This window comes from Amycolatopsis sp. NPDC102522 (genome assembly GCF_055584485.1).
In genome coordinates, this window is sequence record NZ_JBVJLY010000033.1 from 1 (window position 1) to 15,601 (window position 15,601).

The 15,601-nt window shown below is 70.0% G+C and carries 9 protein-coding genes and 1 pseudogene; 2 read left to right on the forward strand and 8 right to left on the reverse strand.

The window, feature by feature from the left end; genetic code table 11:
- Positions 1-209: 209 nt before the first annotated feature.
- On the reverse strand, positions 210-1,010 hold the full coding sequence (locus tag ACZ6YV_RS41190; RefSeq protein WP_465514828.1) for an endonuclease I family protein: 801 nt from the start codon (positions 1,008-1,010) through the stop codon (positions 210-212).
- Positions 1,011-1,194: 184 nt separating this feature from the next.
- Here ACZ6YV_RS41190 and ACZ6YV_RS41195 point away from each other — a divergent pair, with 184 nt between their 5' ends.
- Entirely contained in the window at positions 1,195-1,581 is a 387-nt protein-coding gene (locus ACZ6YV_RS41195; RefSeq protein WP_465514829.1) for a hypothetical protein, read from the forward strand.
- Here the strand turns inward: ACZ6YV_RS41195 and ACZ6YV_RS41200 are convergent.
- Complete coding sequence (locus ACZ6YV_RS41200; RefSeq protein WP_465514830.1) at positions 1,538-2,944, reverse strand: MFS transporter; 1,407 nt, start codon at positions 2,942-2,944, stop codon at positions 1,538-1,540. The genes ACZ6YV_RS41195 and ACZ6YV_RS41200 overlap by 44 nt on opposite strands.
- Positions 2,941-3,513 carry a TetR/AcrR family transcriptional regulator gene (locus ACZ6YV_RS41205; RefSeq protein WP_465514831.1) on the reverse strand — a complete coding sequence of 191 codons (573 nt, stop codon included), beginning with the start codon at positions 3,511-3,513 and terminating at the stop codon, positions 2,941-2,943. The genes ACZ6YV_RS41200 and ACZ6YV_RS41205 overlap by 4 nt, the downstream gene beginning before the upstream one ends.
- A gap of 676 nt (positions 3,514-4,189) precedes the next feature.
- Between ACZ6YV_RS41205 and ACZ6YV_RS41210 the strand changes: the two genes are divergently transcribed.
- Positions 4,190-4,321, forward strand: a complete 132-nt coding sequence (locus tag ACZ6YV_RS41210) for a hypothetical protein (RefSeq protein ID WP_465514832.1) — start codon at positions 4,190-4,192, stop codon at positions 4,319-4,321.
- Between the two features lie 8 nt (positions 4,322-4,329).
- On the opposite strand, the gene ACZ6YV_RS41215 is transcribed toward ACZ6YV_RS41210, so the two are convergent.
- The 5 genes and pseudogenes from ACZ6YV_RS41215 to ACZ6YV_RS41235 form a co-directional block, all read right to left on the reverse strand.
- On the reverse strand, positions 4,330-5,163 hold the full coding sequence (locus ACZ6YV_RS41215) for an ROK family protein (protein ID WP_465514833.1): 834 nt from the start codon (positions 5,161-5,163) through the stop codon (positions 4,330-4,332).
- Positions 5,160-5,561 carry a hypothetical protein gene (locus ACZ6YV_RS41220; RefSeq protein ID WP_465514834.1) on the reverse strand — a complete coding sequence of 134 codons (402 nt, stop codon included), beginning with the start codon at positions 5,559-5,561 and terminating at the stop codon, positions 5,160-5,162. The genes ACZ6YV_RS41215 and ACZ6YV_RS41220 overlap by 4 nt, the downstream gene beginning before the upstream one ends.
- Positions 5,562-5,572: 11 nt before the next feature.
- Positions 5,573-5,836, reverse strand: coding sequence for a DUF5132 domain-containing protein (locus tag ACZ6YV_RS41225; protein ID WP_378243745.1), 264 nt, complete (start codon positions 5,834-5,836; stop codon positions 5,573-5,575).
- A 173-nt stretch (positions 5,837-6,009) separates the two neighbouring features.
- Entirely contained in the window at positions 6,010-7,425 is a 1,416-nt protein-coding gene (locus ACZ6YV_RS41230) for a cation:proton antiporter domain-containing protein (RefSeq protein ID WP_465514835.1), read from the reverse strand.
- A 6-nt stretch (positions 7,426-7,431) separates the two neighbouring features.
- Positions 7,432-15,588, reverse strand: a pseudogene (locus ACZ6YV_RS41235) (SDR family NAD(P)-dependent oxidoreductase); the annotation flags it as partial.
- Between the last annotated feature and the right edge of the window lie 13 nt (positions 15,589-15,601).

Sequence of the window (15,601 nt, forward strand, 5' to 3'; positions counted from 1 at the left end):
GCCTTACGTGTAGATTTACGGGGTGTTGTTGGTGTGGGGTATGCTCGCTCCGGAGGCCTGAGGGGGGCGGGTCGGGTTCGTCGCGAAAGCCACTTTCGGGACGTCTGATGTCCCGAAAGTGGCTTTCGCGACACCCGCCAGCGCGGCGCATAGCCGCAGGGCACCGGCCTGCTTCAGCCGAAGCGGCCAAGCGACAAGCGGCCAAGCCGCTAGCCGTAGATGGACGCAGCCCACTCCGGGTGGTCGATGAACGGGTTGCGGTTGTGCTGGAACTGGTCGTAGATGACCTGGTTCCGGCGCTGCTCGCCCGCGTCGGGCGGGTCCTGGGTGTTCCAGCTCATCAGGACCGAGAGGCGGCCGATGTTGGGTTTGGAGCCGTTGTCGACGGCGTCGTTCGGTTCCAGGTCAGGGAATCCGTCGGTGCCGTCGTAGCGGACGGCCATGTACAGGATCATGCGGGCGACGTCGCCCTTGACCGCGTCCCGCGGCTCGAACGAGTCGTCATCGGTGAGGCTCCCGGGCGCTTCCTCGACGGGCGAGCCGCCGGCGTCGAAGTCCTTGTTCCCGCGGGTGCTGTTGACCGACGCGTCCTCCGCGCGCAGATGGTGCAGGTCGGTTCCGGGCCCGACAGCCGTGCCGAAGTCGCCGTGCGACTTGGCCCAGACGTGCTCGCGGTTCCAGTCGTCGACTCCCCCGCCGTTGGCGGTCTTCGCCTGCGAGCGGCCGCTGTAGAGCAGGACGACGTTCGACGGGTTGGCCGGATCTTCGTCGGTGGCCCTGATCCCGTCCCACACCTGCTCGTAGGTCAGTTTGGTGCCGGTGCTGATGATCCCGTGCAACGCCGTCTTGAGTTCGGCGCCGGTCTTGCCCTCCGCGTCCTTGTAGTAGTCGTCGGCGGCTGTCGCCCCGCCGTCGGCGACGAGTGGTCCCGCGATGGTCGGTGAAGCGAAGGCGATCCCGGCCGCGGCGCCGAGTGCGAGAACCACCGAGAGACGGCGGGTTGGCTGCATGGACAGATCCTCTCCCCAGAGGCGCCGGCCCGGATCGTCGTCTGCACAGTCACAACCCTGGCAACGCACTAGTCATGTAGTTGGAAAAATACTGTCACGGGTGTCAAGAGGTGTTACTCCACTTGGCGCACAGTCATAAGCATGTGCGTATCATCTACCAAGTGCAACGATACGAGGAGCGCGCATGATCAGGAGCAAGTGGATCACCGGCCCGGCGACGGACGTCACGGGAGACGTACTGGTCAGCGTCACCGAGTTGACGTTGAACGACTTTCGGCTCACACCAGGCGCGTACCGGGCGGGCTACACGCTCAGCCGCGAGTGGCCCCGGCTGCCCGGCGCGATCGGCCAGTGGCTGTGGGCCGAACCGTTGCGACGGCGGCTGGGCTCGATCTCGGTCTGGCGCGACCGCACAGGCCTCCGCGGTTTCGTCGGGCTCCCCGCCCACGTCGCGATCATGCGGAAGTACCGCGACCTCGGCACCACCCGCGCCACCACCTGGCAAGCCGCCGAGGTCGATCCGCAGGTCATCTGGCGGACGGCGGACCGATGGCTGAAGGATCGCGCCTGACGATGATCAGCGCGCTCACGACGAGCGGGGGCAGGGCCCACAGCACGGCGGTGAGATAACCGTTCTGGGCCGGGAACACGGCGCCGTCCGGCGTGGCGGCGCCGAGCAGGAGACCGGCGAACGCGCTGCCGACGCTCATCCCGATACTGCGGGAGATCTGGTTGATCGAGAGCACACTGGCCGTCTCTTCTCGGGGCACACCGACGAGGACGAGCTTCGGCATCACCGCGAAGACACCTCCGACGGCGAAGCCGAGCAGGGCGATCGCGGCGAGGACGACGAAGAGCGACTGTGGTCCGGCCGCGAACAGCAGTGCGGCGACGACGGCGATCGCGAGCGCGAGCGTGTAGGTCCATCGTTCGGTGAAGCGCGCGATGAGACGCGGCGCCGCCTTCCCGGCGGCGAACCCGAGCAGCGAGAACGGGATCAGTGCCGCCCCCGCGGCCACCCCGGGCAGGGCGAATCCGTAGTGGGCGCCGGACGGGGTCTGCACGTAGCGGGTGAACACGCTGAACAGCAGGTACAACCCAGTCCCGGCAACGAGAATCGCGAGATTCGCGCGCAGAAGGGGGCCTTGTCCGAGCAGCCGCAGATTCACCAGCGGCGCCGTGGCGCGCCGTTCGATCAACGTCCACGCGGCCAGGGACGCGACGGCACCGGCGAGGATGCCTGCCGCCGTCCACGCGTTCGCCCAGATCGAGGGTTCGGCGATGACCACGAGGAGCCCGAGGGTGCCGAGGGCGAGAAGCAGCGCGCCAGGGACGTCGATCCGGGGCCGCTCCCCCGGCGCCTCGGCGGGCAGTGTCCGCCAGGCGACGACGAGCGCGACCGCGGACAGGAGAAGCCCGAGCCCGTAGGCGACGCGCAGACCGGCGACCTGGTCGAGCAGGCTGACCGCCGGATAGCCGACCCCGATGCCGACCGTCGTCGCGACCGACAACGCGGCGATCGTGGACGCCGAGCGCTCCGGCGGCAGGTGTTCGCGGGCCACGCTCATCAACAGTGCCCCGACCGCGATCGCGAGCCCCTGCAGGCCGCGTCCGATCACCAACGCCGCGAACGGGAGCGGCAGCACGGTCAGCAGCCCGCCCGCCGTGACCACGGCGAGGGTGCCCAGGATCGTGACGCGGCGGTACGGGCCGCTGCCGAGCCTGCCGAGGACAGGGCCCGCGATCGCGCCGCTGAACAGGGGCACCGTCAACGTCCACTGCGCGGCGTCCAGGGACACGTGCGTTCCCGTGGCGACCGGAGTGACGAGGGGCGCCCCGACACTGCCGATCACCGCTCCCGCCAGCGCCGTGCACACCAGGGCGAGGCTCAGCCGTCCGTCCCGCCGGGTGGCGACGTCGCCACGCCCGCTCATCGGTTCGTCTCGGCGGTGACGTGCGCGAACAGCCCCGGCTGGATCCGGGTGCGGACACCGTCGGCCCACCCGGCTTCGACCTGCCCGATGTCCATCGCGGCGCCGGCGTTCAGCAGCATCCCGAACGCGAGGAAGGTCTTCACGGTCACCGGTTCCAGCCCGGTCCCGTCCTCGGCGGTGTCCCACATCCGCCCGAAGCACTCCCGCACGACGTCCCGCACTTCCGGATCACCGCACGCGGCGAAGCCCTGAAGCTGCAACAACAATCCGGTCCGGTCGGCAAGCAGGTCGAAGTACTGGGCACCCATCGCCGACAGCGCCCCCAGACCGGCCTTCCCCTCGCCCGCGTCCCGCATGCCTTCGCTGACCCGCTCGAACGCCGCCTGGATCAGCTCCAGGAACAGGGCCTTCTTCGTCCCGAACAGCCGGAAGACATACGCCTGGGTGATCCCCGCTTCCCTCGCGATCGCCTCCGTCGACGCCCCGTGCAACCCGTGTTCCGCGAACTCCTTCGCCGCGATGGCCAGCACCTGGGCGCGTCGCTCGGTCCCGCTCATCCGTTCAGCCATGGAGCTAAGTTACTGGTTACTAACTACTAACAACATGTGACGCCGGTTACCCGGCGGATGAACCCGGATTGGAGAAATCCCTCTCCCCCGCACCGTTTTCCGCCGGTTAGGCTGTTTTCTTCGCTTTCACAGAGGGGTTCGAAAACGACATGTTCTCCGACCACGTCATCGAAAGTGACCTTGTCGTCCTCGCCGCGAAGACCGACTATCCCGAATCCGTCTGGAGCGAGGTCGTCCACAGCCAGGCGTATTCGAAAGGGGTTTCGGACCTTCCGCCGGGCAGTGTGCTGGTCGATGTGGGCGCCCGGATCTACGCGTTCGAACCCGCGTCGGCGTCCTACCACTGCCTTGCGGAGAACTGCTCGCGGCACGCGCCGGGCGCACGGGTGGCCAACCTCGCCCTCGGTTCGGCGACCGGGGAAGCGAGGCTCACCTATTACCCGCATCGCTCGACCATGTCGACGTTGTACGTCGACGACGAGGAAGACCGCCACAACGTCCGGGTCCTGTTCGAGCAGTTCGATCCGTCCGCCGAATTCCGGGCGGAGTTCTGGGACAGGTTCGACCGTGGCATCCGGCACGAGACGGTAGCGATGACCACGCTGGCGGATGCCCTCTCCGGCACCGGAATCGACGAGATCTCCTTTGGGCGAAGGTACGCAGGCTGGCCATCGAGGTGCACGACAAGGACGGCCGGCTCGCCGAAATCAGCGAACTACTGGACCGGCGCGGCTACCGCGTCGAGTACTTCCGCGAGGAGTACTTCTCCGGCACCGACATCCACATGGTCTACGCCCATCGCGACTGACGGCGACTTCACCGCTTCGTTCCGCCCGTTCTCGCCAGCACCATCGCCCCGGCCAGCGAGGCATGCGCGCCGAAAGCCGCCGTCGCGACGGCGGGCAGCCGATGCCCTTGCCTGATCCAGGCACGCGACCGTTCTTCGACGCGGGCGGGCAGACCGGGCAGCGCCACGCCGAACCCGCCACCGATGTGCACCCGGCTCGGCTGGACCAGTTCGGACAGGAGCACGACGACGCGAGCCAGGGTTTCGGCCACGAAGGCGACCACTTTCCCGGAAGTGACGAGCTCTTCCGAGGGGAGCCCTGTCCGGCGGGAAAGGGCTTCGGGAGAGAGCAGGGCTTGCAGGCAGCCGTCGCGTCCGCACCGGCAGAGCGGTCCGGCCGGGTCCATCGGCAGGTGCCCGAGTTCGCCCGCGGTGCCCCACGCGCCCCGGAGCAGGCGTCCGTCGCTGATCACCCCGCCGCCGACGCCAGTCCCGAGCCCGAGGTAGACGAGGTCGGCACAGCCGCTCGCTTCGGCTTCGGCGACCGCGGCGAGCGTGCCGTCGTCGCCGAAGAGCACCGGCGCGCCGATGGTCTCCTCGATCGTCCGCCGCAGGTCGAGGCCGCACCACGAAGGCCTGCTCGGCCACGCCGTCACCCGGCCGTCGGGATCGACCGTCGGAGCGGCGGACACTCCCGCCCGCACGACCTCCGGCGGCGCCGCTGCCAGCACGGCACGCAGCAGCGCGAGATCGGACTCCACGCCGTCCTGCGGCCACGGCTCGATCCGCTCCCACGTCTTGTCGGCCAACGTGGCCCTGACCGCGAGTTTGGTACCGCCGATGTCCAGTGCCAGGAAGGTCATCGGCCGCGCAGCAGCCCGGACCAGATCCCGAACGCGGCGACCGTGGCCGCGACGCCGGTGGCCAGGACGCCCGGCCCCGTGCCGGGCCGGGAATCCTTTCGTCCCGCCCGCGCCCGGGCCTCGCCGACGGCCGCGGTCACGGTCCGCCGCACCACCCGGCCGAGTTCGGCCTGGTCGAGCGACGCGGCGTGGTGGACGAGCATCGTCCCGGTGACCGGGCTCGCCTGGGCCCTGAGCACGCCGGAGGCGCTCTCCAGCCGGGCCGCCAGCAGTTTCGCGACCTCCGGGCGGCCGCGCATCACCGGGATGTCCCAGCGTTGCCGCCCGGGCAGGACCGACCTGGGCCGGACCTTGACCTTCACGAGCGCGTGGAGGACCAGCGTGGCTGCCTTGCCCATCACCGAGGCGATCAGCGTGCCGCGCTGGTTTGCCTGGCCTTCGCCGGTGGTTTCGCCGGCGCGGGCTTCTCCGTCTGCGAAACGGCCATCTCCGCGGTCACTTCCGCCGCCAGGTCCTGCAATTCCTCACCGGCTTGCGCGGCGGCCTTCTTCACCTCCATCGCGATCGCCACCGAAGTCCGGATGACACCACGCACCACCGGTTTCACCAGTTTGAGTGTCACCGGCCCGGCGACGAATCCGATCACGAACGGGGCCACAACAGGCGCTACCATCGTCACTCCATTTCCGTTGCACGCGGGTACCGTGAAAGTTCAACCATCATCTGGTCAGCCGATTCCACACCGCCCCCTTCCCGGAAAATGCGCCGTGAGAATTTCAGCTAAACAGCGCGATCGGACAGGGTCAAGATCGTCGTCGCCGAGGTCCCTTACCGGACCAGCCGGTATCACCGGTTCGGAGCAGCAAGAAACCGGGAATCCTGCGCTGGCAAGGACTTTTCCCCGGTCTGACACTTTCCGGTGAATCCGGCCGCCAGCACCGAGCAGCCGACAGTGGTCACCAGTGTCATCAGGACGAACAACGAAAAGACGGTGTCGGTCAAGATCCCCATTCGGCGCCCGGTGTCGAGGACGACGAGTTCGGTCAGGCCCCGGCAGTTGAGCAGGGTGGCAAGCAGATTCGCCCGCCGCCAGGAATATCCCGACAATCGGGCGGTCACCCCGGTACCCAGCCATTTTCCCGCCACCGCGAAGAGCACCACGAGCAGAAGGACAGCGAGCAGCGCCGGTGTTTCCACGATCGCGTCGAGGTGGACGTCGATACCGATGACGCAGAAGAAAAGCGGAAGCAGCAGCCACGAGACCAAGGGCCGCAGCTTTTCGTCGAGCCGGAGCTTCGTGGCGAGCTCTTTCGGGACAGCGGCACCGAAAAGAAAGGCTCCGAGAATACTGTGCACGCCGACCAGGTCGGTGAACGCGGCCGTCAGCAGCGCTCCCCCGAGGAGACCGACGGCCACCCCGGACGGGATACGGTCCGCCCGCCGCTCGCCGAGCCTGCTCAAGCCGCGGCGCACCACGCCGAGCAGCAGGACGGCGACGGCCGCGGTCAGCACCAGCGATCCGGCCACGCCCATCGGCGAACGGTTCCCCGCCAGCGCGGCGGCCACGCCCAGCAGGCACCAGCACACCAGATCGGTCACCGCGGCACAGCGCAAAGCGAGTGCTCCCAGCGTGGTCCCGCGCAGCCCAAGATCCGAAACGAGCCTGGCGAGCACCGGCAACGCGGTGACACTCAGGCTCACCCCGATGAACAGCGCGAAGGCGGCGTCCCCGCCGTTCGGCAGCCCGAGCCGGGGAATCCCGGACAGGATCGCCGCGAGCAGCACCCCGAGCGCGAACGGCACGGCGAGACCGCAGAAGCCGATCGCCACGACCGGCCGGAGCGGCACGCCCTGCGACGGCACCGCGGATTCCATCCCGACGAGGAACATGAAGACCAGAACACCCAGCTGTGCCAACGTTTCCATGGTGGCGCGGACGCCGGGGTCGAACAGCCACAGCTGGGCGGCGGGCCACACGGCGCCGAGCAAGGACGGGCCGAGCAGCACCCCGGCGACCACCTCCCCGAGCACCCTTGCCTGGCCGAATCTGGTGGCCAGCGTTCCACCGAGCCGGGCGACGAGCACGACCAGCGCGACGGCGAACAACGCCCGCCACTGCGGGATCGACGCCGGCTGGGCCTGGGGTTCCGCACCGCGCGGGCCGGGGAGCTGAGCCACGCCGAACAACGCCGCGGCCACCAGGACGGCGCAGACCACCAGCCAAGGCCACAGCCGATGGCGCTTCGTGACCGGCTTCTCCATGCCGCCTCATTTCGCCGCCCGGCCGAGTTCGTTGTCGATGAAGTCGAGGACCTCGGCCGCCGACGCCGTCCGGAGCCGGTCCGCCGTCCCGGTGTCCGCCTCCGGCCTCGGGGCCCAGCCCTCGGTGATCCGCTGGAACCGCGCGAGTACGGCGGCGCGGTATCCGTCGTCGAGCGTGTCGGCCGGGACGGCTTCGAGCCGGTCCAGATCGTGAAGCAGCGCAAGGGATCCGTTGGAGGCCCCGGAGAACATTTCGGTCCACAGCACCCGGGCGACGGCGGCGGGGGTCGGGTGGTCGAAGAGGATGGTGGCCGGGAGGCGCAGGCCGGTGGCGAAGACGATCCGGTTGCGCAGTTCGACCGCGGTCACCGAGTCGAAGCCCAGTTCCTGGAACGCCTCCCGCGAGCCGGTGCTGGCGCCTCTCTCGTAACCGAGCACGTGCGCGGCCTGCTCGCGGACGAGGTCCAGCAGTTCGCGTTCCTGTTCGGCGCGAGGCAGCTTCCCGAGCCGCTCGGCCATGGTCACCTCGTCGACGACGGGCCGGTCGACGACGGGCACGGCGGGGGTCGGCGGGTGCTCCGGGTTCGCGGGTTCGAGCCAGAAACGCCGCCGCTGGAACGGATACGTCGGCAGCCCGACAAGCCGTCCGGCGCCGCCGAGTACGGACGGCCAGTCCACCGGGACCCCGCCCGCGGACAACTCGCCCAGCCCGGAAAGGAATCCGGCCGTCTCGCGTCGTTCCCGCAGTCCCGCCACGACCAGCGTGTCGCGCTCGCCTTCCCAGCAGTCACGGACCATGCCGGTCAGTGCGCGACCGGGTCCGACTTCGAGCACCTTGCCGACGCCGGCGGCGCGCAGCCGGGCCACGCCCTCGGCGAATCGGACGGTCGAGCGCAGGTGGGTGCTCCAGTAGCCGGGTTCGCCCAGCACGTCGGCGCCGACGACGTCGCCGGTCACGTTCGAGACCACCGGAAGCCGGGGTTCGGTGAAGGTGAGCCCGCGGACCACGTCTTCCAGCCCCGCGGCCGCTTCGTCCACGCAGGGCGAGTGGAACGCGTGGCTGACGCGCAGCCGCCGGGTCCGCCATCCGTGTTCGCCGCAGCGGTCCGTCACCCAGGAGACGGCGTCCTCGTCGCCGGACACCACGACCGCCCGCGGCGCGTTCACCGCCGCGAGGGCGATCCGGCCGGCGCGTTCCTCCACCACCGCGGAGACTTCCCGTTCGGAGGCCGCCACCGCGGCCATCGCTCCGCCCGGTGGCAGGTCGCCCATCAACCTGCCGCGCGCCTCGACCAGCGTGCACGCGTCGCGCAGGGACAACGCGCCCGCCACGTGGACCGCGGTCACCTCGCCGAGGGAATGTCCAGCCACCAGGTCGGGCCGCACCCCGAAGGACTCCAGCAGCCGGGCCAGCGCGGTCTCGACCGCGAACAACCCGGCCTGCGCGTATCGCGTCCCGTCCAGCTGGTCGGACTCGAAGACCTTGTCCTTCAAAGGGAAAGCGAAGTGCCCACAGATTTCGTCGAAGGCTTCGCGGAAGACCGGGAACTTCTCGTACAGCTCCCGGCCCATCCCGGCTCGCTGGCTGCCCTGCCCGCTGAACACGAAGGCCAGCTTGCCCTCGGCCGGAGCCACCTCGACCGCGTCACGGCTCAAGGCGGCGAGCTCGGCCAGGAGTTCGTCACGGTCGTCCGCCACCACCACGGCACGCTGTGCCAGCATCGCCCGTGAGAACACCAGCGACTTCGCCAGATCTTCCACGGCGACGTCGTGGTTCGCCGACACGAACTCCGCCATCGTCCGCGCTTGCGCCCGCACCGCCTCCGCCGTCGCCCCGGACAGCACCACCGGCCAGGGCCCGCGATGGTCACCGGCCTCGGCTTCGGGTTCGCCGGTCTCAGCGACGGACTCGAGGATCAAATGCGCGTTGGTGCCGGAAACACCGAAGGACGAAACCCCCGCGCGGCGAGGTTCGGGCCACTCACGAGGCTCGGTGAGCAACTCCACGGATCCGGACGACCAGTCGACCTCCGGGGTGGGCGCGTCGACGTGCAGCGTCTTCGGGAGCACCCCGTGCCGCATCGCGAGCACCATCTTGATCACCCCGGCGATCCCCGCGGCGCCTTGGGCGTGGCCGAGATTCGACTTCAGCGAACCGAGCCACACCGGGCGATCCCGGTTCTGGCCGTAGGTCGCCAGTACGGCCTGCGCCTCGATCGGATCGCCGAGACGTGTGCCCGTTCCGTGCGCTTCCACGGCGTCGATGTCCGAAGTGGACAGACCGGCGTCGGCCAGCGCGGACAGGATCACCCGTTGCTGTGCCGGACCGTTCGGGGCCGTCAAGCCGTTCGAGGCGCCGTCGGAGTTCATCGCCGAGCCGCGGACGACAGCCAGCACTCGGTGCCCCAGCCGAGTAGCGTCCGAAAGCCGTTCCAACAGCACCACACCGGCGCCTTCCGACCACGCCGTCCCGTCGGCGGCGGCCGCGAACGACTTGCACCGGCCGTCGGGAGCCAATCCGCGCTGTCGCGAGAACTCCACGAAACCGCGGGGGGTCGCCATCACCGTCACCCCGCCCGCGAGGGCCATCGAGCACTCGCCCCGGCGAAGCGACTGCACCGCGAGATGCATCGCCACCAACGAGGACGAGCACGCCGTGTCGATCGAGATCGCCGGCCCCTCCAGGCCGAAGGTGTACGCGACCCGGCCCGACACGACGCTGCCGGACACCCCGGTGATCCGGTAGGCGTCCAGGTCACCGGCACCGGGGTTGCGGTAGTGGTCGTAGTCGTGGTTCGTCACGCCGGTGAAGACGCCGGTGTCGCTGCCCCGCATCGACGTGGGATCGATGCCCGCGTGCTCGAAGACCTCCCAGGACGTCTCCAGCAACAGCCTTTGCTGCGGATCCATCGCCAGCGCCTCGCGCGGGCTCACCGCGAAGAACCGCGCGTCGAAACCGGCCACGTCGTCGACGAACGCGCCTTGCCGGACATACGACTTCCCGGCGGCGTCCGGATCGGGGTCGTACAACGAGCCCAGTTCCCAGCCGCGGTCGGCCGGGAAGTCCGTCACGGCGTCGACTCCGCCCGCCACGAGGTCCCACAGGCCTTCGGGGGACACCACGCCACCCGGCAACCGGCACGCCATGGACACGATCGCGATCGGCTCGTCCGCGACGGCGGTGACGCGGGACATGGCGCGCCTGCGTTCCCCTCCCGACAGCCGCTCGCAGAGGTGACCGGCCAATCCGCCGGGGTTCGGATAGTCGAAGACCAGGGTCGCGGGCAGCCGCAGTCCAGTCGCGGCGGCGAGGCGGTTGCGCAACTCGACACCGGTCAGCGAATCGAGGCCCATCTCCTTGAACGCCCTGACCTCGTCAACGGCGTCCTTCGTGGCGTGCGCGAGGACGGCGGCGACTTCCCGGCGCACCAGGTCGAGCACCGCTTGACGACGTTCTTCTTCGGGAAGCCGGGCGAGTGAATCCGGGGATCCAATCCGGACCGCGCGCCGTCGCCGAACCAGGGACCGGAAAAGCGGCGGTACTTCACCGGACCCGACCGCGGCGAGGTCGAACCGCGCCGGGACGAGCGACGGCAGTCCCGTCGCCATCGCGCTGTCGAACAGCGCCATACCGTCCACTGCGGACAGTGGCCGCATACCGGTGTTCGCCAAGCGGCGACGGTCGGTGTCGGAGAGTCTTGCGGTCAGGCCTGTCGGCTCCCACAGCCCCCAGGCGAGGGACGTCGCGGGGAGCCCTTCGGCGTGACGCTGGTGCGCGAGTCCGTCCAGGAAGCCGTTGGCCGCCGCGTAATTGCCCTGCGCGGCGCTGCCGAGCGCACCGGCGACCGACGAGAACAGGACGAACAGGCTGAGGTTGTGGTGTCGGGTGAGGTCATGGAGGTTGAGGGCGCCGTCGATTTTGGGGGTGAAGACGGTGTCGAGGCGTTGTGGGTTGAGGGTGGTGAGGACTCCGTCGTCGAGGACTCCGGCTGTGTGGATGACGCCGGTCAGGGGGTGTTCGGGCGGGATGTCGTCGAGGACGGTGGCGAGTGCGTTGCGGTCGGCGACGTCGCAGGCCACGACTCGTGCTTCGGGGAGGTCGGTGGTGCCGCCGGTGCGGCTGAGGAGCAGCAGATGCCGGACCCCGTACGTGTCGACCAGGTGGCGGGCGATGATCTGGCCGAGGGTGCCGGTGCCGCCGGTGATCAGGATTGTTCCGTCCGGGTCCAGCACCAGCGGCTCACCGGCAGGCTTCACCCGGGCGAGCCGGGGCACCCGGACTTGACCGGCGTGGATCGCGACCTGTGGTTCGTCACTGGCGGCGACCTGGGGTATTAGGGCGCGGGATTTCGGGTCGTCGTCGAGGTCTGCCAGCACGATCCGGCCGGGTTCTTCGGCCTGTGCGGAGCGCACCAGGCCCCACACTGCGGCCCCTATCGGTGTGGACACGCCGTGGGTCAGCACCAGCAGGCGTGACGAGCTTTCCTCCCGCACGAACTCCTGCACCCGCTCGAGAACCCTCGACACCACTTCCCGTACGTCACCGGTACCGGCCTCGCACACCACGACGTCCACATCGGCGGCCTCGATCTGGGCAGGCACCCACTCCACCCCGAACAACGAACCGCCGGTCGTGGTCCGCAGCCCCGCGAGGGACACCGGCCGGAACACCAGCGACTCGACGGTGGCGACCGGAGCGCCCGTTTCGTCGGCCAGCCGCAGCGAAACCTCGCCCTCTCCCCTGGCGACGGCGCGGACGCGCACCAGCGTCGCGCCCGAGGCGTGGAGCGAAACGCCGGTCCACGAGAACGGGAGCCGGACGTCACCGTCGGGCGTCGCGACCTCCTGACCGGTGAAGGTGCTCGCGTGCAACGCACATTCGAGCAACGCCGGATGCAGGCCGAACCGACCGGCTTCGAGGCTCTGTTCCTCGGTCAGGGCGACCTCGCCGAAGATCTCCTCGCCCCGGTGCCACACCGCGCGCAACCGTTGGAAACCCGGTCCGTACGCCAGTCCCGCGGCGGCGAATCCCGCGTAGGTGTTCTCGATGTCCACAGGTGTCGCTCCGGCCGGTGGCCATTCGGCGAGTTCGAAGCCAGCAGGCGCACCAGACTCGGCCAGGAACCCGCTCGCGTGGCGGGTCCACTCGGCGTCCGGCCCGGCCTCGTCGGAACGGGAGTGGATGGCCAGCGCGCGGCGCCCGTGGGCGTCGGGCGGCCGCACCCGGACCCGGAGCTGGCGGGCTTCCCGGTCCTGCAGCACCAGCGGCGCCTCGATCACCAGCTCGTCGACCACCGGGTGGCCGACCTCGTCACCCGCCCGGATCGCCAGCTCCACCAGCGCGACCCCGGGTACGACGGTCGTGTCGAACACGACGTGGTCCACGAGCCACGGATGCGTGGCGAGCGAAAGCCGCGCGGTCAGCGCCACCCCGTCGTCTTCGGGAAGCCGGACGACCGCGCCGAGCAGAGGATGGTCCACCGCGGCCAGGCCCGCCGCCGTCACGTCCCCGGCTCCGGTGCGCGCGTCCAGCCAGAACCGCTGACGCTGGAACGGATACGTCGGCAGGTCCACCCGCCGGTACGGTCCGTCGAAGGCGGGTTTCCAGTCGACAGGCACACCGCGCCGGTGGAGTTCCCCCGCCGAGGCCAGGAACCTTCCCCAGCCGCCCTCATCGCGGCGCAGTGTCCCGGTCACCACCGCGGGCTCTTCGACGACGTCGGCGATGCTCGTGGTCAGCACCGGATGCGCGCTCACTTCCAGGAACGCGCGGTGCCCCTCGGCGACCAGCCCGCGCATGGCGGACTCGAAAACCACCGGCTGTCGCAGATTCCGGTACCAGTAACCGGCGTCCATCTCCGTGCCGTCGAACCAGCGATCGTCCACAGTGGAATAGACGGGCACCGTGCCCGGCGCCGGACGGACGTCGGCCAATGTCTCCAGCAGCTTCTCCCGCACGGCCTCCACCTGGCCGGAGTGGCCCGCGAAATCCACGCCGGGCAGCGCCCAGCGCAACAGGCGCCGGGCGGACAGCAGGCGGCCGAACTCCTCGATCGCGTCCGCGTCCCCCGAGACGGTGACCGACGCCGGACCGTTCACCGCGGCCACCCAAAGCCGTCCTTCGAAGCCGGGCAGCAGCGCCCGCACCTGGTCCTCCGGGGCGACGACCGACAGCATCGCCCCGCGCCCCGACAGTTCCCGGGCGATGACCGCGGACCGCAGCACCACCACGCGGACGGCGTCCTCCAGCGACAGGACCCCGGCGACGTACGCCGCCGCGATCTCGCCTTGGCTGTGGCCGGCGACCGCGTCGGGCTCGACACCCAGCGAACGCCAGACCGCGGCCAGCGACACCATCATCGCGAACGACACCGGCTGCACGACGTCCACCCGCGTGAGTGCCGCCTCGTCGTCGAGCGCGTCCCACAGCTTCCAGCCGACCAGACCTTCCAGGACCTCGGCGCACGCGAGCATCGAGTCGCGGAACACCGCGCACGACTCCCCCAGCTCGCGCCCCATCCCCGCCCACTGCGTTCCTTGACCAGGGAAGACGAACACGAGCCGCCCGGTGACGTCCGCGCTCCTCGGCTCCGCTCCTGCCAGCTTCGCGCCCAGATCTTCGCGGCCGTCCGCCACCACGACGGCCCGGTGCGCCAACGCCGCCCTCGACGACAGCAGCGACCAGGCCACATCGCCCACTTCGACGTCGGGCCGTGTGCGCACGAACTCGGCGACCCGCTCGGCCTGTGCCCGCGCCGCCTCCGCGGTGGCGCCCGACACCAGCACCGGCCACGGTCCGGCTTGACCGCCGCTCTCGGCGTGGGGCCTCGGAACCGACTCCAGGATCAGGTGGGCGTTGGTCCCGCTGGCGCCGAAAGCCGAAAGCGCGGCGCGACGCGGACGATCGAGTTCGGGCCACGGGCACGCCTCGGTGAGGATCTCCACCGCACCCGACGACCAGTTCACCCGCGACGTGGGGGTGTCGACGTGCAACGTCTTGGGGAGCAGGCCGTGGCCCATGGCCAGCACCATCTTGATCACCCCGGCGACCCCGGCCGCGCCCTGCGTGTGGCCGATGTTCGACTTCACCGAGCCCAGCCGCACCGGGTGTTCGCGGTCCTGGCCGTAGGTCGCCAGCAGGGCTTGCGCCTCGATCGGATCGCCCAGCCGGGTGCCCGTGCCGTGCGCTTCCACCGCATCAACGTCTACAGTGGACAGACCGGCGTCGGCGAGGGCGGACCGGATCACCCGCTGCTGGGAAGGGCCGTTCGGCGCGGTCAGGCCGTTGGACGCGCCGTCGGAGTTCACCGCGGAACCACGTACGACCGCCAGCACCGGATGTCCGCGCTCCTCGGCGACCGAAAGCCGCTCCAGCAGCACCATGCCCGCCCCTTCCGACCACACGGTGCCGTCGGCGGCGTCGTCGAAGGACTTGCATCGGCTGTCGGGGGCGAGCGCACGCTGCCGGGAGAATTCCACGAACGTGTCCGGCGTCGACATCACGGTCACCCCGCCCGCCAGCGCCATCGCGCATTCACCACGGCGCAGCGCTTGCACGGCGAGGTGCATCGCCACCAGCGAAGACGAACACGCCGTGTCGACGGTGATCGCCGGGCCCTCCAGCCCGAATGTGTAAGCCACCCGCCCGATCGCGGCGCTGCCCGAACTGCCGGTCCCGACGTAACCCTCGACTTCTTCGGGCACCGGGCGCAGCCGTGTCCCGTGGTCGTGGTTGATGATGCCGCCGAAGACCCCGATCTTCTCGCCGCGCACCGAACCGGGGTCGATACCCGCCCGTTCGAACGCCTCCCACGAGGTCTCGAGCAGCAGCCGTTGCTGCGGATCCATCGCGAGTGCCTCACGCGGGCTGATCCCGAAGACGCCAGGGTCGAACATGGCCATGTCGTAAAGGAATCCGCCTTCGCGGGCATACGACTTGCCGGACGCGTCCGGGTCGGCGTCGAACAACGTGTCCAGATCCCAGCCGCGGTCGTCCGGGAACCCCGCGATCGCATCCACGCCGCCGTCAAGGAGCGCCCACAGCTCCTCCGGCGTCCGAACACCCCCGGGGAACCGGCAGGCCATGGCCACGACGGCGATGGGATCGGTGGAGCCGGCACCCTGCCTTCGCAACCGCTCGTTTTCCTTGAGCGTCGAGCGAAGCGCTTCGACGAGC

Excerpts from the sequence above, each read along its gene's own strand:
- ACZ6YV_RS41215 (WP_465514833.1), bottom strand. The coding sequence starts at position 5,163 with ATGACCTTCCTGGCACTGGACATCGGCGGTACCAAACTCGCGGTCAGG.
- ACZ6YV_RS41205 (WP_465514831.1), bottom strand. The coding sequence starts at position 3,513 with ATGGCTGAACGGATGAGCGGGACCGAGCGACGCGCCCAGGTGCTGGCC.
- ACZ6YV_RS41230 (WP_465514835.1), bottom strand. The coding sequence starts at position 7,425 with ATGGAGAAGCCGGTCACGAAGCGCCATCGGCTGTGGCCTTGGCTGGTG.
- ACZ6YV_RS41200 (WP_465514830.1), bottom strand. The coding sequence starts at position 2,944 with ATGAGCGGGCGTGGCGACGTCGCCACCCGGCGGGACGGACGGCTGAGC.
- ACZ6YV_RS41190 (WP_465514828.1), bottom strand. The coding sequence starts at position 1,010 with ATGCAGCCAACCCGCCGTCTCTCGGTGGTTCTCGCACTCGGCGCCGCG.
- ACZ6YV_RS41220 (WP_465514834.1), bottom strand. The coding sequence starts at position 5,561 with ATGGGCAAGGCAGCCACGCTGGTCCTCCACGCGCTCGTGAAGGTCAAG.
- ACZ6YV_RS41225 (WP_378243745.1), bottom strand. The coding sequence starts at position 5,836 with ATGGTAGCGCCTGTTGTGGCCCCGTTCGTGATCGGATTCGTCGCCGGG.
- ACZ6YV_RS41195 (WP_465514829.1), top strand. The coding sequence starts at position 1,195 with ATGATCAGGAGCAAGTGGATCACCGGCCCGGCGACGGACGTCACGGGA.